General features: G+C 63.1%; 16 protein-coding genes. 8 read left to right on the top strand and 8 right to left on the bottom strand.

The window, feature by feature from the left end:
* Positions 1–411: 411 nt before the first annotated feature.
* The gene (locus JT360_RS08255; protein ID WP_214470980.1) at positions 412–1,185 is read right to left on the bottom strand and encodes a GntR family transcriptional regulator; all 774 of its coding nucleotides are present in this window, start codon (positions 1,183–1,185) and stop codon (positions 412–414) included.
* Between the two features lie 151 nt (positions 1,186–1,336).
* Between JT360_RS08255 and JT360_RS08260 the strand changes: the two genes are divergently transcribed.
* Genes JT360_RS08260 through kynU form a run of 4 tightly spaced genes read left to right on the top strand, consistent with a single transcriptional unit; the run spans position 1,337 to position 5,356 of the window.
* Complete coding sequence (locus JT360_RS08260) at positions 1,337–2,323, top strand: ABC transporter substrate-binding protein (RefSeq protein WP_214470982.1); 987 nt, start codon at positions 1,337–1,339, stop codon at positions 2,321–2,323.
* Between the two features lie 58 nt (positions 2,324–2,381).
* The gene (locus tag JT360_RS08265) at positions 2,382–3,161 is read left to right on the top strand and encodes an ABC transporter ATP-binding protein (RefSeq protein ID WP_214470983.1); all 780 of its coding nucleotides are present in this window, start codon (positions 2,382–2,384) and stop codon (positions 3,159–3,161) included.
* A 5-nt stretch (positions 3,162–3,166) separates the two neighbouring features.
* A complete protein-coding gene (locus tag JT360_RS08270) occupies positions 3,167–4,090 on the top strand; it encodes an ABC transporter permease (RefSeq protein ID WP_214470984.1) in 924 nt (307 codons plus the stop codon).
* An 18-nt stretch (positions 4,091–4,108) separates the two neighbouring features.
* Positions 4,109–5,356 carry a kynureninase gene (kynU, locus tag JT360_RS08275; protein WP_214470985.1) on the top strand — a complete coding sequence of 416 codons (1,248 nt, stop codon included), beginning with the start codon at positions 4,109–4,111 and terminating at the stop codon, positions 5,354–5,356.
* A gap of 68 nt (positions 5,357–5,424) precedes the next feature.
* Here the strand turns inward: kynU and kynA are convergent, their stop codons facing one another.
* Positions 5,425–6,261, bottom strand: coding sequence for a tryptophan 2,3-dioxygenase (kynA, locus tag JT360_RS08280; RefSeq protein ID WP_250888674.1), 837 nt, complete (start codon positions 6,259–6,261; stop codon positions 5,425–5,427).
* Complete coding sequence (locus JT360_RS08285) at positions 6,258–7,883, bottom strand: AMP-binding protein (RefSeq protein ID WP_214470986.1); 1,626 nt, start codon at positions 7,881–7,883, stop codon at positions 6,258–6,260. The genes kynA and JT360_RS08285 overlap by 4 nt, the downstream gene beginning before the upstream one ends.
* Before the next feature lie 313 nt (positions 7,884–8,196).
* Between JT360_RS08285 and JT360_RS08290 the strand changes: the two genes are divergently transcribed.
* Positions 8,197–9,027, top strand: coding sequence for a hormone-sensitive lipase (locus JT360_RS08290; RefSeq protein ID WP_214470988.1), 831 nt, complete (start codon positions 8,197–8,199; stop codon positions 9,025–9,027).
* 47 nt (positions 9,028–9,074) lie between these two features.
* On the opposite strand, the gene JT360_RS08295 is transcribed toward JT360_RS08290, so the two are convergent.
* From JT360_RS08295 to JT360_RS08315, 5 genes are all read right to left on the bottom strand, one after another.
* A complete protein-coding gene (locus tag JT360_RS08295) occupies positions 9,075–10,280 on the bottom strand; it encodes a molybdopterin molybdotransferase MoeA (protein ID WP_214470989.1) in 1,206 nt (401 codons plus the stop codon).
* Positions 10,280–10,762 (bottom strand): cyclic pyranopterin monophosphate synthase MoaC, encoded by a 483-nt coding sequence (gene moaC, locus JT360_RS08300; RefSeq protein ID WP_214470991.1) that lies wholly within the window; start codon positions 10,760–10,762, stop codon positions 10,280–10,282. The genes JT360_RS08295 and moaC overlap by 1 nt, the downstream gene beginning before the upstream one ends.
* 66 nt (positions 10,763–10,828) lie before the next feature.
* On the bottom strand, positions 10,829–11,677 hold the full coding sequence (gene trpC, locus JT360_RS08305) for an indole-3-glycerol phosphate synthase TrpC (RefSeq protein WP_214470992.1): 849 nt from the start codon (positions 11,675–11,677) through the stop codon (positions 10,829–10,831).
* Between the two features lie 3 nt (positions 11,678–11,680).
* A complete protein-coding gene (trpD, locus tag JT360_RS08310; protein ID WP_214470993.1) occupies positions 11,681–12,691 on the bottom strand; it encodes an anthranilate phosphoribosyltransferase in 1,011 nt (336 codons plus the stop codon).
* A complete protein-coding gene (locus tag JT360_RS08315) occupies positions 12,688–14,580 on the bottom strand; it encodes a SurA N-terminal domain-containing protein (protein ID WP_214470994.1) in 1,893 nt (630 codons plus the stop codon). The genes trpD and JT360_RS08315 overlap by 4 nt, the downstream gene beginning before the upstream one ends.
* 144 nt (positions 14,581–14,724) lie before the next feature.
* On the opposite strand from JT360_RS08315, the gene tpiA reads away from it, so the two are divergent.
* The 3 genes from tpiA to JT360_RS08330 all read left to right on the top strand — a co-directional run bounded on the left by tpiA (position 14,725) and on the right by JT360_RS08330 (position 17,451).
* Positions 14,725–15,495: a triose-phosphate isomerase gene (tpiA, locus tag JT360_RS08320; RefSeq protein ID WP_214470996.1), complete on the top strand. Its 771-nt coding sequence runs from the start codon at positions 14,725–14,727 to the stop codon at positions 15,493–15,495.
* A gap of 167 nt (positions 15,496–15,662) precedes the next feature.
* Positions 15,663–16,118, top strand: a complete 456-nt coding sequence (secG, locus tag JT360_RS08325; RefSeq protein ID WP_214470997.1) for a preprotein translocase subunit SecG — start codon at positions 15,663–15,665, stop codon at positions 16,116–16,118.
* Positions 16,119–16,329: 211 nt separating this feature from the next.
* Positions 16,330–17,451 (top strand): L,D-transpeptidase, encoded by a 1,122-nt coding sequence (locus JT360_RS08330; protein ID WP_214470998.1) that lies wholly within the window; start codon positions 16,330–16,332, stop codon positions 17,449–17,451.
* Positions 17,452–17,540: the final 89 nt, after the last annotated feature.

A 17,540-nucleotide genomic window follows, 5' to 3' on the forward strand; every position in this document is an offset into this window, starting at 1 on the left:
AATCGAAAAACAAACCCAGAACAAACACTATCTGTTCCAGTTGTGTTCTGCAACCGTTTAAAGTTTAGTGAATTTATTAAGACATCCGAAATTATTGCCCCCGGCAACAGGCGGCAATCGTGCGTCGCCATTGCCGGCGCAGGCGTTGAAATCGTTTGGTTAATGGCCTTCGGGGAGACCCTTGACGCGGGTTGGCATCGGTCGTTTGAAGGGCGTTGACGCAGTGGAGTTGCCCTGATTTCGTATAGGAACGAAACGAAATCAAAACGCCAACGGTCGCTGGCCTATGAGGGAGCGACAGGTTCAGGGTTCCGGCACTGTTCCGGCCAACACCTGCGCATAGGCGCCGGCATCGATATTGTCGCCTGAGATGACGCAGACGACGTTGCAGGTCGCCTGCCCGGACGCGCGTCATCCAGAAACCGCTTTCAAGCTGCCGGCGCGTGCGGTGTAATTGTTGGCGCTGCTGTCTTCGCTGTGAACATAGACATGCAGCGTGTAGCCGATATGCGCCGTCATCAGTGCCTTTGCCCGCTCGACATCGCGATCGAGGGCGGCTTCCATGATCGCGGTGTGATGCTCGATCGCGATTGCCTCGCGCAGAGCGTCCATTGCCTCTCCATAGCCAGCCTTGAGGCCGGCCGCCGCCCGCAATGTCGGCGCCAGGCCGAGAAAACGATGATGCCGCCGCAGCTGATCCGCGATCGTCGAGCGGAAACGCAACAGCCAGTTGGACGTCGCCGCGCTCAGCAGCGCCGCATGGAAGGCCTCGTGGCTCTCGTCCCACTTGTCGACGGCCTCATCCGAGGGATCGTCGACCGCGGTCTTGCAGCGGGAGAGCCGGTAGTGAGCGGTGACGACCGCATCCTCCCATTCCCGGCCGCCTTTCTCGATCGATTCCAGGAACAGCGGGATTTCCACAACCATCCTTGCACGCGCCAGATCCTCGAGTTCGGCTCGCGATACGGGGGCGACGGCAAAGCCGCGATTGCTGATGGCGGTGACCAGGCGCTCGGCTTCAAGGCGAGACAATGCTTCGCGTAAAGGCGTCCAGCCGACGCCATATATGCCGCGCAGCGCACTCAGCTTGAGCGGCGCGCCCGGCATGAGGCGAGTGGTCAGGATATCGCGCCGCAGCAGCTGATAGGCCGCCTCCGTCTTTGTGGAGTTGTTCTGGTCCTGCATCGCGGTCCGTCCATCGTCGGGCTTGCGAAATTATATATGATGGGTGGGCATAGCAAGAATTATATATAATGTTTGACATGCGGTGATGGACTGACCATGATCGCTGACGTGCCGTCCAATAAGCGGCACCAATCAAATCTGGGAGGAAATGATGTTGAAGTCGAAATCCGCTTGGCTGTCGGGATTGGCCCTGGCAGGCGCATTGATGATCAGCGCCGGCAGTGCCGCGGCCGATCAGATTCGTGTTGGCATTGCCAATTTCGGCGAGCATCCCCAGCTCAACGCCGCGATAGCCGGCTTCAAGAAGGCGCTGACGGAAAACGGCTTCGTCGAGGGCAAGGACGTCGTCTACACGGAAAGCCATACTAATTTCGATGCATCGCTGGTGCCGCAGATGATCGCCAAGCTGCAGGCTGAGCAGCCTAAGCTCATCTACACCATCACCACGCCGGTCTCGCAGATCGCCAAGAAGGCGCTGGCGGGCTCCGGCATTCCGATCGTCTTTGCCGCGGTCACCGATCCGGTGGCGGCCAAGCTCGTGCCGTCGTGGGACGCTGGAGACGAAGGCATGACCGGCGCCTCCGATCTGCAGGACGTCGCCGCAGTGATGGCCTTCACGAAGAAGCTGCTGCCGAACGCTAAGCGCTTCGGCGTGCCCTACAATCCGGGTGAGGCCAATGACGTTGCCCTGATCGAAAAGATCAAGGCGGCGGCGCCCGCGGCAGGCTTCGAGGTCGTGGAAGTCGGCATCGACAACGTCAATGACATCCAGCAACGCATCGCTTCGCTCGCCGGCAAAGCCGACGTGATCTACGGCCCGACCTCGAACCTGATCCAGCCGGCGATCGCCGCCGTCTCCGCGGCCGCTCGCCAAGCCGGCATCCCGGTCGTCAACGCCGACGATAGCGCGGTCCGCAACGGCACCGTGCCGGCAAGTTTCGCGGTCAATTACCAGCAGGTCGGCATGAATGCCGGCAACATCGCCGCCGAGATCCTCAAAGGCAAGGATCCCAAGACGATCGCGCCGTCACGCCCGGCCTACAAGGACCACATGGCGCTGATCTCGCGCAAGGCGATGGCGGCGTTCGGCATCGAGATACCAGCTTCGATGGCCGATTGCGGCTGCATCGTCGACTGAAATCGGGCCCGCAAAGGTGACGGCGTTGGAGCCGTCACCTTTCAGGTCAGGAGGGACGATGCTCGAGATCCGATCCGCGCGCAAAGTATTTTACAAGGGGCAGGCCGACGAGAAGGTCGCACTGGACGGCCTTGGCCTGTCGCTGGCCACAGGCGAGTTCGGCATCGTCATCGGCTCCAACGGGGCGGGCAAGAGCAGCATGCTCAACGCCATTTCCGGAGCTCTCATCCTCGATTCCGGCAAGATCCTGATCAATGGCGCCGACGTTACAAACATGCCGGTGCACAAGCGTGCCGCACGACTGGCGCGCGTCTTCCAGGATCCGATGCGCGGCACCGCCGCCAGCATGACCGTGGCGGAGAACATGCTGCTGGCCGATCTGCGCGGCCACAAACGCACCTTGCGGCAAGGGCTGAACGCCACGCGGCTTGCATCCTACAAGCAGCGCCTGTCGATATTGGGCCTCGGCCTCGAAAATCGTCTCGATACCCGCGTCGACCTGCTCTCGGGCGGGCAGCGGCAGTCCCTGTCGCTGATCATGGCGGTCGGTGGATCGCCTGATTTGCTGCTGCTCGACGAGCATACCGCGGCGCTCGATCCGCGCACGGCCGAGATCGTCATGCAGGCGACGGTGCGCGCCGTCAACGCGCTGAAGCTGACCACCCTGATGGTGACCCACAACATGCAGCACGCCGTCGACTATGGCAGCCGGGTGATCATGCTCGACGCGGGTCGGGTCCTGCTGGAGGTCGCCGGCGAGGAGAAGGCCAGGGTCACGGTTATCGATCTGATCGGCCATTTTTCCGTCAAGACCGACCGCATGTTGCTGGCGAGCTGATCACAATGGGTTTTGTTGAGGACGTTCTTTCCAGCTTCATCTCGATCATGCCGGTTACCCTGGCGCAAAGCCTGATCCTGGCTTTTGTCGTGCTCGGGATCATGATCCCGTTTCGCATGCTGAATTTTCCCGATCTCACCAGCGAAGGCGCCTTTCCGCTGGGTGGCTGCGTCTGCGGCGTGCTGCTGGCAGCCGGAGCAGCGCCGCTGACCGGCATCCTGATCGCATTCGTAGCGGGCTTCGCGGCGGGCTGCTGCACCGCCTTCATCCATTTGCGCTTCCGCATCCACACGCTTCTTGCCGGCATCCTGATGATGACGATGCTCTACAGCATCAATCTGCGCATCATGGGCAAATCCAACCTGTCGGTTTTCGGCTCGCCCACCGTGTTCGACTGGGTGCCGTTCGCGCGGCCGGGCTTCCCGGCCAGCAAGATTGCCATCGCCGGCCTTCTCGCGCTCGTCGTCTTCGTGCTGCTCTACATGTTCTTCAGGACCGAGAAGGGGACCGCGGTGCGCGCCGTGGGCGCCAATCCTGATATGGCCGAGGCTCAAGGCATCAATGTCTGGGCCGCGACCATAGGCGGTGTCGGGCTGGCGAGCGCATTTTCGGCCTCAAGCGGCGCGCTGATGGTGCAGTCGCAGGGCTTCGCGGATGTCAATATGGGGCTCGGGATTCTCATCAACGGCCTTGCCGCGCTGATGATCGGCGAAGCCGTTGTCGGCAAGCAGACCGTCTGGCGTCAGCTGCTGGCGCCTTTCGCTGGCGCGATCATCTACTACCAGCTGGTGTCGTTCTGCCTTGCCGCCGGCATGCCGCCTCCCGACCTGAAGCTTGCCACAGGCCTGTTCGTGCTTGCCATGCTTGCCCTGCCCAGCCTCAAGCGCAGCCGGGGACCCGCGCCCGCTCGCGAAGCCATTCGTGAATAACCGAGGACATCACCAGTCATGAACGCAATGCTCGACCTCGCGGCAGTCGAAGCCATGGATGCGGCGGATCCCCTGCGTGCCATGCGCGACCGGTTCACCTTGCCGGAAGGCGTGATCTATCTCGACGGCAATTCGCTGGGCGCCGCGGCACCCGCCGTCTTCAACGAGCTGCAGAAAGCAGCGACCCAGGAATGGGCGCAGGACCTGATCCGCGCCTGGAACACCGCCGGTTGGTTTGACATGCCGGTCGCGCTTGGTGACCAGCTCGGACGCCTGATCGGCGCCGCCCCAGGCCAGACGGTGGTTTGCGACACGACCTCGATCAACATCTACAAGGTGCTGCATGCGGCACTCGGCATGCGGCCGGACCGGTCGGTCATCATCGCCGAAGGCGACAGCTTTCCGACCGACCTCTATATGGCCGAAGGCGTGGCCTCGACGCGACCGGGTACGATGCTGCGGCTCGAGGGCGTCGATGCGCCAACCATCGAAGAACTGATCGACGAGCGCGTCGCGGTCATCCTGGTCAACCACGTCAACTACAAATCCGGGCAACTGCGCGACATGGCCGCGCTGACGCGCAAGGCCCACCAGGCCGGCGCGCTGATCGTCTGGGATCTCTGCCACAGCGCCGGTGCCCTGCCGGTCGAGCTCGACAGTGCCAACGCCGATTTCGCCATCGGCTGCAGCTACAAATATCTCAATGGCGGTCCGGGCGCGCCGGCCTTCATCTATGCCGCAAAGCGCCATCACGGCGAGGTCCACCAGCCGCTGAGCGGCTGGTGGGGGCATGCACGACCCTTCGCCTTCGAACAGGGTTTTGCTGCCGGCAGCGGCATCCGCCGGTTCCTGTGCGGTACGCAGCCTGTGCTCTCGATGCGGGCGCTGAAGGGAGCGCTGGATATTTGGGACGATGTCGACATTGCAGAGGTGCGCAGGAAGAGCATCGCGCTCACCGACCTGTTCATCCGGCTCGTCGAAACCAGGTGCGGTCCTTACGGCCTTGAATTGGAAAGCCCGCGAGACGGCAATGCGCGCGGCAGCCAGGTGTCGTTCCTTCATCCGCATGGCTACCAGGTGATGCGGGCCTTGATCGAGCGCGGCGTGATCGGCGATTTCCGCGCGCCCTCGACCATCCGCTTCGGCTTCACGCCGCTCTATGTCGGCTACAAGGATGTCTGGCAGGCTGTCGAAGTGCTGGAGGACATTTTGCGCACGGGCGCCTGGCAGGAAGCACGCTTCGCGGTCAAGACGGCGGTGACCTGAAAAGCCAGCGCAATACCAGGAAAAGTGTGACGCGGTTTTCCCTACGGAATTGCGTCAAAACAAAAGAGTCAGAGCCGGGTACGGACCGTCCAGAGTTCTGGAAACAGGACGACTTCGAGCATCTTCTTGAGATAAGAGGCGCCTGATGTGCCGCCGGTGCCGCGCTTCAGGCCGATGATTCGTTCAACTGTCGTGACGTGGTTGAAGCGCCAGCGGCGGAAATAATCCTCGAAATCGACCAGCTTCTCGGCCAGTTCATAGAACATCCAGTAGCGCTGCGGGTCGCGGTATACGGTCTGCCACGCGACCATGACCTCTTCGTTCTCGGTTCGCGTCTCGCGCCAGTCGGTGCGCCTGGCATCGGCGCCGATGTCGAAGCCGTTGCGCGCCAGAAGCAGCAAGGCTTCATCGTAGAGCGACGGCTCGGCCAGGATCGCCTCCAGCCTGTCGGTGAGTTCCGGCCGGTGCTTGTGGGGCCCGAGCATTGCGAGATTGCGGTTGCCAGCCATGAACTCGATGGCGCGATACTGCCAGGACTGAAAGCCGGAGGACTGGCCGAGGGCGTCGCGGAACTCCGTGTATTCGCTTGGTGTCATCGTGCGCAGCACGTCCCAGGCGTTGTTGAGCTGCTCGAAGATACGGGCGACGCGCGACAGCATCTTGAAGCTCGGCTCGAGGCGATCGGCACGGATGGAGCGGATCGCGGCGCCGATCTCATGCAAAGCGAGCTTCATCCACAATTCCGAGGTCTGGTGCTGGATGATGAACAGCATCTCGTCATGCGCCGAGGACAGCGGCGTTTGCGCCTCGAGCACCTTCTCCAGGTGCAGATAGTCGCTGTAGGACATGCGCTCCGTGAACGACATCTGCGCGCCTTCGGACGCCGGATCGTAGGGTTCGCTCAATTGATTTTCTCCGTGCGCAGCCGGAAGCGCTGGATCTTGCCGGTCTGGGTCTTGGGCAGCGCGGCGATGAATTTCACCGATCGCGGATATTTATAGGGCGCGATGGTGGCCTTGACGTGGTCCTGCAGGCGCTTGATGGTCAATGCGTCGGGCGAAACACCTTGAACCAGCACGACATGCGCCTCGACGATCTGGCCGCGCTCGGCATCATCGGCACCGATCACAGCGCATTCGGCGACATCGGGATGCGACAGCAGCGCCGCCTCGACCTCGGGGCCGGCTATGTTGTAGCCGGCGCTGACGATCATGTCGTCGGAGCGCGCGGCGAAATGGAAGAAGCCGTCCTCATCCTGCGTGAAGGTGTCGCCGGTGAGGTTCCAGCCGTCGCGAACATAGTCCTTCTGCCTGTCATCGGCCATGTAGCGGCAGCCGGTCGGCCCGCGCACCGCCAGCCTGCCGGTCTCGCCGCGCGGCACCTCGCGCATCTCGTCGTCGACGATGCGCGCTTCGTAGCCGCCTACCGGTTTGCCGGTCGATGCGGGCTTCATGTCGTCAAAACGGTTGGAGATGAAGATGTGCAGCATTTCGGTTGCGCCGATGCCGTCGAGGATCGGCTTGCCGGTCTTTTTCGTCCACTCATCGAAGACCGGAGCCGGTAATGTCTCGCCGGCCGAAACGGCGACACGCAGCGACGACAGGTCGGCCCCTTCATCCATGGCCTTCAGCATGGCGCGGTAAGCTGTCGGCGCGGTGAAGGAAATAGTCGCTTTGTAGGTCTCGATGATGTGGACCATGTTGGGTGGCGTCGCTTGTTCCAGCAGCGTCGCCGCCGCGCCGAAGCGCAGCGGAAAGATGGCAAGCCCGCCAAGCCCGAAGGTGAAGGCGAGCGGCGGCGAGCCGACAAAGATGTCGTCCGGCGTCACCTGCAGGATCTCGCGGGCATAGGCGTCGGCGATGATCAGCAGGTCGCGGTGGAAATGCATCGTCGCCTTCGGCACGCCCGTCGTGCCCGAGGTGAAGCCGAGCAGCGCGACATCGTCGCGGCCGGTGTTGACGGAGGTGAAGGTGACCGGCTTGTCGAGGGCGGCGCGATCGAGTTCGGCATCATGGTTGGCGGTGCCGTCGAAGCCGATGACCTGCTTCAGGAACATGCTGTCCTTGGCACAGGCGGTCATCTCGTCCATCAGCCTTGTGTCGCAGAGCGCGATCGTTATTTCCGCCTTGTCGACGATCTTGGCGAGTTCGCCGGCGCGCAGCATCGGCATGGTGTTGACCACGACGGCGCCGACCTTGGTGGCGGCCAGCCAGCAGGCGACCATGGCAGGGTTGTTGGCGGAACGGATCAGCACCCGGTTGCCCGGCTTCACGCCATAATTCTCGACCAGCGCGTGCGCCAGCCTGTTCGTCCAGTCGGACAGCTCCTTGTAGGTGCGGCGGCGGCCATTGCCGATCAGGGCGGTGTGGTCACCAAGGCCTTTCTGCACCAGCCTGTCGGTCAGTTCGACACCGGCGTTGAGGTGTTCTGGATATTCAAAACCGTCGAGCAGGAAATCAGGCCATTGATCCGGCGGCGGCAGGTGATCGCGCGTGAACGTGTCGATATGCGCTGAAGGCCCAAGCATGTCGCCGCTATCCTGTCTGCTACCCGGCCGATGCATAACGCGTCGGGCCTGAGGTGGTGGATCTGAAGTTCCTGTCTTTCGTGGAGGGTTTCGTGCTGCCGGTTGCACCTGCTCGATCATTCCATCCAAAAAGGATGAACATCCGCAGGTACCGCAGCACAGCAGACCTCCCATTTTGTCGGCTGTTCCGCAGGCAGGATCGCACCAGTCGAAATTTGTTTCAAGCCTAAAATGTTTTACTCTGGAGCATTGACGCATGGCATGGCGGCGGCCATTGCTAGCGCTGAAATGATGCCACTCGGGGAGAGAGCCGATGCCTAGACATCGCATTGCCGATTGGGACAATGCCTACGCCAATGGCGCGAATATCGCCGGCAGCGACCGTTGGCCGGCTGCCTGGGCGGAACCGGCGCAAGCGTTTCGTGACATGCTGTCGGCGCAGGGCCGGGCACGCATCGACATCGCCTATGGCGACCGACCGCGCAATCGCTTCGATCTTTTCCTGCCCGAGGCCGCTCCCAAGGGGCTCGTGGTGTTCATCCATGGCGGTTACTGGCTGGAGTCCGACAAGAGCGGCTGGTCGCACCTCGCCAAGGGCGCGGTCAGCAGCGGTTTCGCCGTGGCGATGCCGTCCTACACGCTGTGCCCGGACATACGCATCGCCGGTATCGTCCGCGAAATCGGCGCGGCGATCGGCAAGGCGGCGGCAATGGTCGGGGGACCGTTGATGCTTACCGGGCATTCGGCCGGCGGACATCTCGCCACTCGAATGGTGACCATATCAACGCCTCTGGCCGCCGAGGTGGCAAAGCGCATACGTCATGTCGTTTCGATTTCAGGTCTCCATGACCTGCGTCCGTTGATGCGCACCGGCATGAACGCGGCGCTGGCAATCGACGAGGCCGAGGCCCAGGCCGAAAGCCCGGCGTTGCTGCGCCCCATGGATGGTGTGCGTCTCACCTGCTGGGCCGGCGGCGGCGAGCGTTCCGAGTTCCTGCGCCAGAATGCGTTGCTTGCCAACATCTGGACCGGCCTTGGCGCCACGACCAGCGCCGTGGTCGAACCCGACCGGCATCATTTCGATATCGTCGAAGGACTGGCAGATCCGGCGCATCCACTGGCGCGGGCCTTGATCTCGGAATAGCCGGGATCATTTTGTTTTGTGATCATTTGTCTTTATAAGGCAGTTCTTCAGCGCAACATCAGGACGTTGCAAGCGTCCCCAGCAGCCGCCGCAGGCGCAAACGGCGTCCGCACGATCAGCCCGTTGGCGTCGGCCAGCATCCTCAGCATCGAGGAATCCTGGATGCTGAACGGCGTCGCGACCAGTACGCGATCGTCTTCCCTGACCACCGCCCGCACATAATCCTGGCGCCGGTCATTGGCCGCCATTGCGGCGCCCAACCGGACTTGACGGATGTCTTGGCGATAATCGCGGCCGCCAAGCCTCGCCAGAAGCGGCTTCAGGAACAATTGCGAACAGACCAGGCTTGCCACCGGGTTGCCGGGCAGGCCGATGCATCTGATCTTGCCGAGACGCCCGAACATCAGCGGTTTGCCCGGGCGCATGGCGATCTTCCAGAAGCCGAGCGCCATGCCTTCGCCGGTCAGCACGTCATGGATCAGGTCGTGGTCGCCCACCGAGGCGCCACCAAGCGTGACGATCACATCCGCACCAGCGACGACCGCTTTTTGCACCAGCGCAGCAATCGCATCCTTGCGATCGGCGGCAATACCGAGATCGAGCGCGCGGGCGCCGACCGATTGCGCGACGGCGGCGACGCCATAGGCATTGGACGAGATGATCTGGTCCGGTCCGAGTTCGCTGCCGGGCGGCAACAACTCGTCCCCGGTGGCGATGATGGCGACCAGCGGACGTTTCACCACGCTCACGCTGGGATGATTGGCCGACGCCGTCAGCGACAGCGCCGCAGGGTCGAGCAAGCGGCCTTTCTCCAGCAGGACGTCGCCGTTGGTGAAGTCGAGGCCGATACGGCGGATGTTGCGTCCCTCTGCGGTGGGCTCGATCACTTCGATATCGCCACCGCCGAGATCCCGGACATTTTCCTGGATGACGATGGTATCGGCGCCGTCGGGCAGCGGCGCGCCGGTGAAGATGCGCACCGCTTGGCGCTTGCCAACGGTGCCGTAAAAGCCGCGCCCGGCCGGCGCCATGCCGATCACCGAGAGTTTTGATGGCACCAACGCCACATCGGTTGCCCGCACCGCATAACCGTCCATGGCCGAGGCGTTGAAGGGCGGCTGGGTGCGAAGTGCCACGACCGGCTCCGCCAGCACCCGATCAGCCGCCTCGATGAGAGGGACGCTTTCGCCGGCCAGCGGTGCGGCACCGTCAAGCAGCCGTTCGAGCGCTTCCGCTACCGGAACCAGGGCCATCAGGCGTTGGCCTTGTAGTCGCCGGACTTGCCGCCGGTCTTTTCAACCAGACGGATGCCGGAGATGATCATGGCGCGGTCCACCGCCTTGGCCATGTCATAAATGGTCAGGCAGGCCACTGAAGCGGCGGTCAGCGCTTCCATCTCGACGCCGGTCTTGCCGGTGACACGCGCCAATGCGGTGACTTTCAGGCCAGGCAAGGCATGGTCCGGTTCGATGTCGACGGAAACCTTGGTCAAGAGCAGCGGATGACAGAGCGGGATCAGCTCATGCGTCTTCTTCGCCGCCATGATGCCGGCGATGCGCGCGGTACCGAGGACGTCGCCTTTTTTGGCATTGCCGGCGAGAATGGTTTTCAACGTCTCAGGCTTCATCGAGACGAAACCCTCGGCGATCGCGGTGCGCGTCGTCTCTTGCTTGTCGCCGACATCGACCATGTTGGCCTCGCCTTGCGCGCCGAGATGGGTGAGGGCGGCGGCCATCGTCAGACAGCCATAGAGCGACGTGCGTCCATTCGGACGCACAAAGTGCGCTCTATCACTTTGAATCTATGCATCGTGCTCTCCGAAAATCGATTCCGATTTTCGGGCCGATGCATCCGCAGCCTTGCCCGTCAGCAGCAGGCGCGTGGCCAACGTGACGTCCTGTTGCCGCATCAGGCTCTCGCCGACAAGGAAGGTGCCGATGTCGCTCTTTTGCAATCTGAGGCAATCGTCATGCGTGAAAATACCGCTCTCGCTGACCAGCAGACGATCGGCCGGCACCATCGACGCCAGTCGCTCGGAGGTCTGGAGACTGGTCTCGAATGTCCTGAGATTGCGGTTGTTGATGCCGATCAGTTGCGATGACAGCTTTAGCGCGCGCTCCGTCTCGGCCTCGTCATGCACCTCGATCAGCGCGTCCATGCCGAGGTCGAATGCCGTCGCTTCAAGCTCGCCCGCCAGATGATCATCGACGCTGGCCATGATGATCAGGATGGCATCAGCCCCCCAGGCGCGCGCCTCATGGACCTGGTAGGGGTCGAACAGGAAATCCTTGCGTAGTGCGGGCAGGGCGGTGGCTGCCCTTGCCTTGGTGAGAAATTCCGGAGCGCCCTGGAAGGACGGTGCATCGGTCAGGACCGAGAGGCAGGCGGCGCCGCCTTTCTCATAGGCCCGCGCCAATGCCGGCGGATCGAAATCGGCACGGATCAGCCCCTTGGAGGGGCTCGCCTTCTTGATTTCGGCGATCAGGGCGAAGCCGCCCGATCTGCGCTTCGCCTCGAGTGCCGCAAGAAAACCACGCGGTGCGTCGGCATCCTTCGCCCGTGCCTTGATCTCGGCCAGCGGCATGCGCGCCTTGGCGGCCGCGATCTCGTCGCGCTTGTAGGCTTCGATCTTGCGCAGAATGTCAGACACGGTTCACCCGTTCGAAATTTCGACCAGCCGGTCGAGCACCTGCAGCGCCCGACCACTGTCGATGGCCTGCGCGGCAAGCGCGATGCCGTCGCCAAGCGTCGTCACCTTGCCCGCAATCACCAGCCCGGCGCCGGCATTCATCAGCACGGTGTCGCGATAGGCGCCGGCAGCGCCACTCAGCATATCGCGCAACGCCTTGGCATTGTAGGCGGCATCACCGCCGCGCAATTCGTCCTTGGTATGGCGCCTCAGTCCAACCTCTTCAGGGGTCAGCGTGAAGCTGCGGATCTCGCCGCCAACCAGTTCGGCGACTTGCGTCTCGCCGGTGGTGGTGATCTCGTCATAGCCGTCGCCATGGGCGACCCAGGCGTGCTCGGTGCCAAGCGCCTTCAATGTCTCGGCCACCGGCATGATCCATTCCGGCAGGAAGACGCCGACCATCTGACGCTTTACGCCTGCCGGATTGGAGAGCGGCCCGAGCAGGTTGAAGATGGTCCGGGTGCCGAGCTCGACGCGGGTCGGGCCGACATGCTTCATCGCCGGATGATGCGCGGGCGCGAACATGAAGCCGACACCCGCCTCATGGATACAGCGGCCGATAAACTCGGGCGAGAGGTCGATCTTGACGCCGAGCGCGGTCAGGACATCGGCCGCACCGGTCAGTGAGGACAAGCCGCGATTGCCATGTTTGGCGACCGGAACGCCGCTGGCGGCGATGACGAACGCCGACCCCGTCGAAATGTTGACGCTGTGGGAATTGTCGCCACCGGTGCCGACAATATCGATCGCGCCGGCTGGGGCCTCGACGCGGAGCATCTTGGCCCGCATCGTGGCGACGGCGCCGGAAATCTCGCTCACCGTTTCGCCGCGCACGCGCAGCGCCATCAGGAAGCCGCCGATCTGCCCGGGGGTCGCGTCGCCCGACATGATGATGTCGAAGGCTTCGCGCGCTTCCTCAAAGGAAAGCGCGGTGCCGGCCGCGACCTTGGCGATATGGGTTTTCAGCGCGCTCATCTTGTCGAGGCTTGGGCAATGGCGGCCTGGTCGACGCGGACGTCGTACTGCGTCTGCAGCTGCGCCACCAATTGGTCGAGCAGATCATCCGACATGCCGGAGGTGAAGGATTTTTGTGCGTCCTCCGGCACCGAGCTGGCGTCGGCCCCTGCGGGTTCGAACACTTCGGCGACCTTGAACAGGATCTGCCCGTCACCGGTCGGCGAGGGGATCAGTCCGGTGCCGCCTTCGCCGACGCCGAACATCACGGCGGCGCCCTCCTTGCCGAAATCGGCATCGTCGGCTTCGCGCTTCAGGCCGCGCTTGGTCTGCTTCTCCAGCTTGAGCTCGCCGGCGACGACATCGAGCGCGGCACCGGCCTTGAGACGCTTTTCGAGTTCGTCCGCCTTGGCGGCGAGCCGCTTGGTCGTCTCCGCCGCCGTCCAGTCGGCGACGACTTTCTTGCGGACCTCATCCAGTGTCCGGTCGCGAGCCGGCGTGATCGATGCAACCTCATAGAAGATGAAGCCGTTGTCGGCCGTGGTCAGCGCTTCGTTTTCGGTTTTGGGTTCTGCGTCAAAGACCGACTTGATCAGCGCTGGCGATTCCGGCAGGTCCTTGACGATGGACCCGTCCGGCCTCAGGCCACTGCGATCGATGGCGTCGATGGTGACGTCCTTCAGCTTCAGCTTGGCGGCCGCGTCGGCCAGCGAACTGCCCGAAGCACGGGTGTCCTCGTAATTGTCGTGCACATCCAGAAGGATGCGGCTTGCCTCACCCAGCGCCAAATCCTTGCGGATCTGGTCGGACACTTCGGCCAGCGGCTTCACCACCTCGGGCTTGATCTCGGTGACGCGCAGCAGCACCGGGCCGAAGGTGCCCTGGACGACCGGGCTGACTTCATTGGCGTTGAGTGCGAAGGCCGCGTCAGCGACCGCCTTGTCGGCGATCTTGTCCTTGGCCAGAGTGCCGAGCAATGTATCGGCCGGCGTCTTGCCTTCGGCCGCCACAAGCTTGTCGAAGGTGGCACCCGCCTTGAGCGAATCAAGCGCGGCCTTGGCCGCATCCGGGGTCTTGAACACAAGCTGCTCGATGGTGCGCATTTCGGGCGTCGTGTAGCGCGACTTGTTCTTATTGTAATCGTCGCTGACCTGTTGGTCGGTGACCGCCGTCGGATCCATGATGTCCACCGGCTCGAGGCGGATATAGGAGAATCTGCGATACTCCGGGGCGGCGTAGGTTTTCTTGTTGGCCTCGAAATAGGCCTGGAGCACGCTGTCGCCCGGCGCCTCGATCGGCCCGACGAGCGTCTTCGGCAATGTCAGATAGTCGACCGTGCGGTCCTCGCCACGATAGAGCGCCACCGCCTTGAAGAAAGTGTCCGGCGCCTTGAGGCCGTCAGAGACCGCCTCGACGATCTGCTGGCGTACGGCAACCTGGCCGCGGTTCTTCAGATAATCCTCCGGCCGCATGCCGACCTCGTGCAGTCTGTATTCGAAGGTTCGCCTGTCGAACTGGCCGCCGGGACCCTTGAAAGCCGGATCCTCGCGCGTCAACTCGGCGAGCCTGTCCTTGGACAGGCCGAGGCCGAGCTTGCGCGCCTGTTCGTCGAGAACCGCGCCGGAAACGAGCTGCGCCAGCACCTGGTTGTCGATGCCGAGCGCCTTTGCCTGTTCGTGGGTCAGGCGCTGGCCGAACTGCTGCGACATGACGGCCAGCTGGCGATCGTAGGCGAGGCGGTATTCGTTGATCGACACCTTGGTGCCACCCGCTGTAATAACCGAATCATGGCCGGCAAGGCCACCCATCAGCCGCCCGGAAATGCCCCAGGCGGCGAAACTGACCACCAGCAGCGAAAGCAGCGTCTTCGCGACCCAGGTACCCGCCGCGCTTCTCAATACACCAAGCATCGTTACTTCCGATTTATGCGCATTTTCGGATGCGCCGAGTTTGAAACAAGCGCAATAGCGCCCTTCCGGTCCACTGTCGATTGCTTTGTGGCCTGATTTTGGTAGTGAGGGCCAGAGCCTGATATCGCCCGGAGAAGCAAACCCATGACGCCAGGAATTCGCCCGCTCGTCGCCGGCAACTGGAAAATGAACGGCACCAGTGCCTCGCTCAACGAACTCAGGATGATCGGCAACGGTTTCATGAGTGGGCTCGATGCGGAGACCGAAGCGCTGGTCTGTGTTCCGGCAACCTTGCTGGCCCACGCCGCCGAGATCCTGTCGCGCACGCCGGTCCATGCCGGCGGGGAGGATTGCCACACCAAGGAAAGCGGCGCCTACACCGGCTGCATTTCAGCCGAGATGCTGAAAGACGCGGGTGCGAGCCATGTCATTGTCGGCCATTCCGAATGCCGCGAACAACGCGGCGAGGACGATGCGACGGTCCAGGCCAAGGCGGCCGCCGCATGGCGCGCCGGGCTGGTGGCGATCATTTGCATCGGCGAGACGCAGCAACAGCGTGAAGCGGGCGCTACGCTCGACGTGCTGTCGCGCCAGGTCGCCGGCTCGGTGCCGCCCAGTGCCACGCCATCCAATACCGTCATTGCTTATGAGCCGGTATGGGCGATCGGCACCGGCCTGACGCCAACCGCGGCCGACGTGGCCGAAGCACATGCGCATATTCGCGAAACGCTGTCGGAAAAGCTCGGCGCCGCCGCTGCCAGGATGCGCATTCTCTATGGCGGCTCGGTCAAGCCGTCCAATGCGGTGGAACTGCTGGGCGTCAGGAATGTCGATGGCGCCCTGGTCGGCGGGGCCAGCCTGAAAGCGGCTGATTTCCTCGGTATCGCGGAAGCCTATCGCAGCATTGCAGGCTGACATCCACGACGCCGGCCGGGTCTCGTCCCGTCCAAATTCGTTGCAAAGGGCGCGTTGCTTCCCATATTCCGGCCACGGGCTTGGAAATGCCGTGAAAGCATTGTATTGAGCCGCCTCCAATTCACCGGTCGTGTCCGCGGCCGGGCAAGGCCTTGCCAGGATAAACTATGCAAACCGTACTGATCGTCATCCATCTCATGGTCGTGCTCGCCCTGGTCGGCGTGGTGCTGCTGCAACGCTCCGAAGGCGGCGGCCTTGGCATTGGTGGCGGATCGGGCTTCATGACGGCGCGTGGCGCCGCCAACGCATTGACCCGGGCGACGGCGATCCTGGCGGCCGCATTCTTCGTGACGTCGCTGACCTTGTCGATCATTGCCCGCTACGGCGAAAAGCCGATCGACATTCTCGACCGCGTTCCCGCGTCGTCGGACGGCAAGGGCGTGCTCAACCAATTGCCTGGCACTGCCACTCCGGCACCCGCCGGCAACGCCACGCCGACACCGCCATCCGGCAATGACGCCGCCACCAAGCCTCCGGCCACCGCGCCCGCCGGTTCCACAGCGCCGGCGACCAACGGAACCACCAACACTGCGCCGGCGGCACCGCAGGTTCCGAACCAGTAACTCCACCTGGTCTAAACCGCGACCTGTTGTTGTTTGAACACAGTCGCGGCAAATGCTGCGTGATCACGAAGATTCGACGGGCAGTAACACGGTCTCGCGCTTGAGGCGTCCGCGCTTATTCGACTATAGATTGCGCGCGGCATTTTCGGTGTCCTTGGGGGACGCCGGGCGACGCCGTGGGCAACAAGCATTGAACGATCGGATCTTCGCCATGCAGCTTCGCAGCTTCATTTTCCTGGGACTTTGCGCCGCACTGGGCCTGAGTTCCCCGGCTTTCGCCGGCGTGCCGGCCAATTTGGCCGCCAATCAGTCGGCCGACAAAACCGACGCCATCCCCGTCGCAGCCAAGAGCGATGCGGCGCAACTGAGGCTTCTCAAGAAGAAGAAAAACCCGACACCGGACGATCTCGCCCAGATCAAGAAGATCGAGGCCAGGATCGTTGCCGACAAGGAAGACGCCAAGGCCAAGGCGTTGGAAGCCAGGAAGTTGGCGATGCGCGAGGCGGCGAAGGCCAGGGCCGACGCGGAACGGCAGGCCTTCCTGGCCAAGAAGGGCCAAACCGCTCCAACCGAAGTGGCCGAGGCCAAGCTGGCCAAGAAGACCACCAAAATCATCGAACCGCTGACGCCGGTGGCGCCGATCCAGTCGGCCGAGCCGCTTCCGGCCGAGGCGATGAATGTCGCCCTGACCGGCAACAATGGCGAGCTGCGCAGCGAGGTCATCGGCGGCCAGAAGCAGCCGAGCGGCGGTTTGTTCGCAGGCCTGTTCGGCGGGATGTCCTCCGGCTCGTCGATCAGTTATCTGCCCGAGACGCGCGCGCTCGACTCGGCACTTGCCCAGAAGAACGCCAGGAAGCCGTTCAAGGTAAAGCCGGAATTCGTCCCTCAGGACGTGGAATTCACCGGCTATGACGCAGGCACCATCGTCATCGACACCAGTGCGCGCCGCCTCTATCTCGTCGAATCGTCTAACACCGCGCGCCGCTACGCCATCGCGGTCGGCCGTGAGGGCCTGCAGTTCAAGGGCACGGTCGCCGTCGGCGACAAGCAGGAATGGCCGCGCTGGATCCCGACGCTCGACATGCAGAAGCGTGAGCCGAAGCACTACGGCCAGTACAAGGACGGCATGCCCGGCGGTGGCCAGAACCCGCTCGGCGCGCGCGCCATCTATCTCTATGACGGCAAGAAGGACACGCATCTGCGTATCCACGGCACGATCGCGCCGCAATCGATCGGAACCAGCGCCTCCAATGGCTGCTTCCGGATGATGAACGAGCACGTCATGGACCTCTACAGCCGCGTCAGGGTAGGCACCAAAGTCGTCATCATCTGACGTTTTCACCATCATGCCGAAAGGGCCGGCTCAGCCGGCCCTTTTGTTTTGCCTTGCCCACGACCAAGTCTATTTGGCTACGGGCCAGT

The organism is Mesorhizobium sp. dw_380 (genome assembly GCF_018588885.1).
Lineage (GTDB): Bacteria > Pseudomonadota > Alphaproteobacteria > Rhizobiales > Rhizobiaceae > Mesorhizobium.

Coding starts and splice junctions, on each gene's coding strand:
- JT360_RS08255 (WP_214470980.1), bottom strand. CDS start 1,185: ATGCAGGACCAGAACAACTCCACAAAGACGGAGGCGGCCTATCAGCTG.
- JT360_RS08260 (WP_214470982.1), top strand. CDS start 1,337: ATGTTGAAGTCGAAATCCGCTTGGCTGTCGGGATTGGCCCTGGCAGGC.
- JT360_RS08265 (WP_214470983.1), top strand. CDS start 2,382: ATGCTCGAGATCCGATCCGCGCGCAAAGTATTTTACAAGGGGCAGGCC.
- JT360_RS08270 (WP_214470984.1), top strand. CDS start 3,167: ATGGGTTTTGTTGAGGACGTTCTTTCCAGCTTCATCTCGATCATGCCG.
- kynU (WP_214470985.1), top strand. CDS start 4,109: ATGAACGCAATGCTCGACCTCGCGGCAGTCGAAGCCATGGATGCGGCG.
- JT360_RS08285 (WP_214470986.1), bottom strand. CDS start 7,883: ATGCTTGGGCCTTCAGCGCATATCGACACGTTCACGCGCGATCACCTG.
- JT360_RS08290 (WP_214470988.1), top strand. CDS start 8,197: ATGCCTAGACATCGCATTGCCGATTGGGACAATGCCTACGCCAATGGC.
- JT360_RS08295 (WP_214470989.1), bottom strand. CDS start 10,280: ATGGCCCTGGTTCCGGTAGCGGAAGCGCTCGAACGGCTGCTTGACGGT.
- moaC (WP_214470991.1), bottom strand. CDS start 10,762: ATGGCCGCCGCCCTCACCCATCTCGGCGCGCAAGGCGAGGCCAACATG.
- trpD (WP_214470993.1), bottom strand. CDS start 12,691: ATGAGCGCGCTGAAAACCCATATCGCCAAGGTCGCGGCCGGCACCGCG.
- JT360_RS08315 (WP_214470994.1), bottom strand. CDS start 14,580: ATGCTTGGTGTATTGAGAAGCGCGGCGGGTACCTGGGTCGCGAAGACG.
- tpiA (WP_214470996.1), top strand. CDS start 14,725: ATGACGCCAGGAATTCGCCCGCTCGTCGCCGGCAACTGGAAAATGAAC.
- secG (WP_214470997.1), top strand. CDS start 15,663: ATGCAAACCGTACTGATCGTCATCCATCTCATGGTCGTGCTCGCCCTG.
- JT360_RS08330 (WP_214470998.1), top strand. CDS start 16,330: ATGCAGCTTCGCAGCTTCATTTTCCTGGGACTTTGCGCCGCACTGGGC.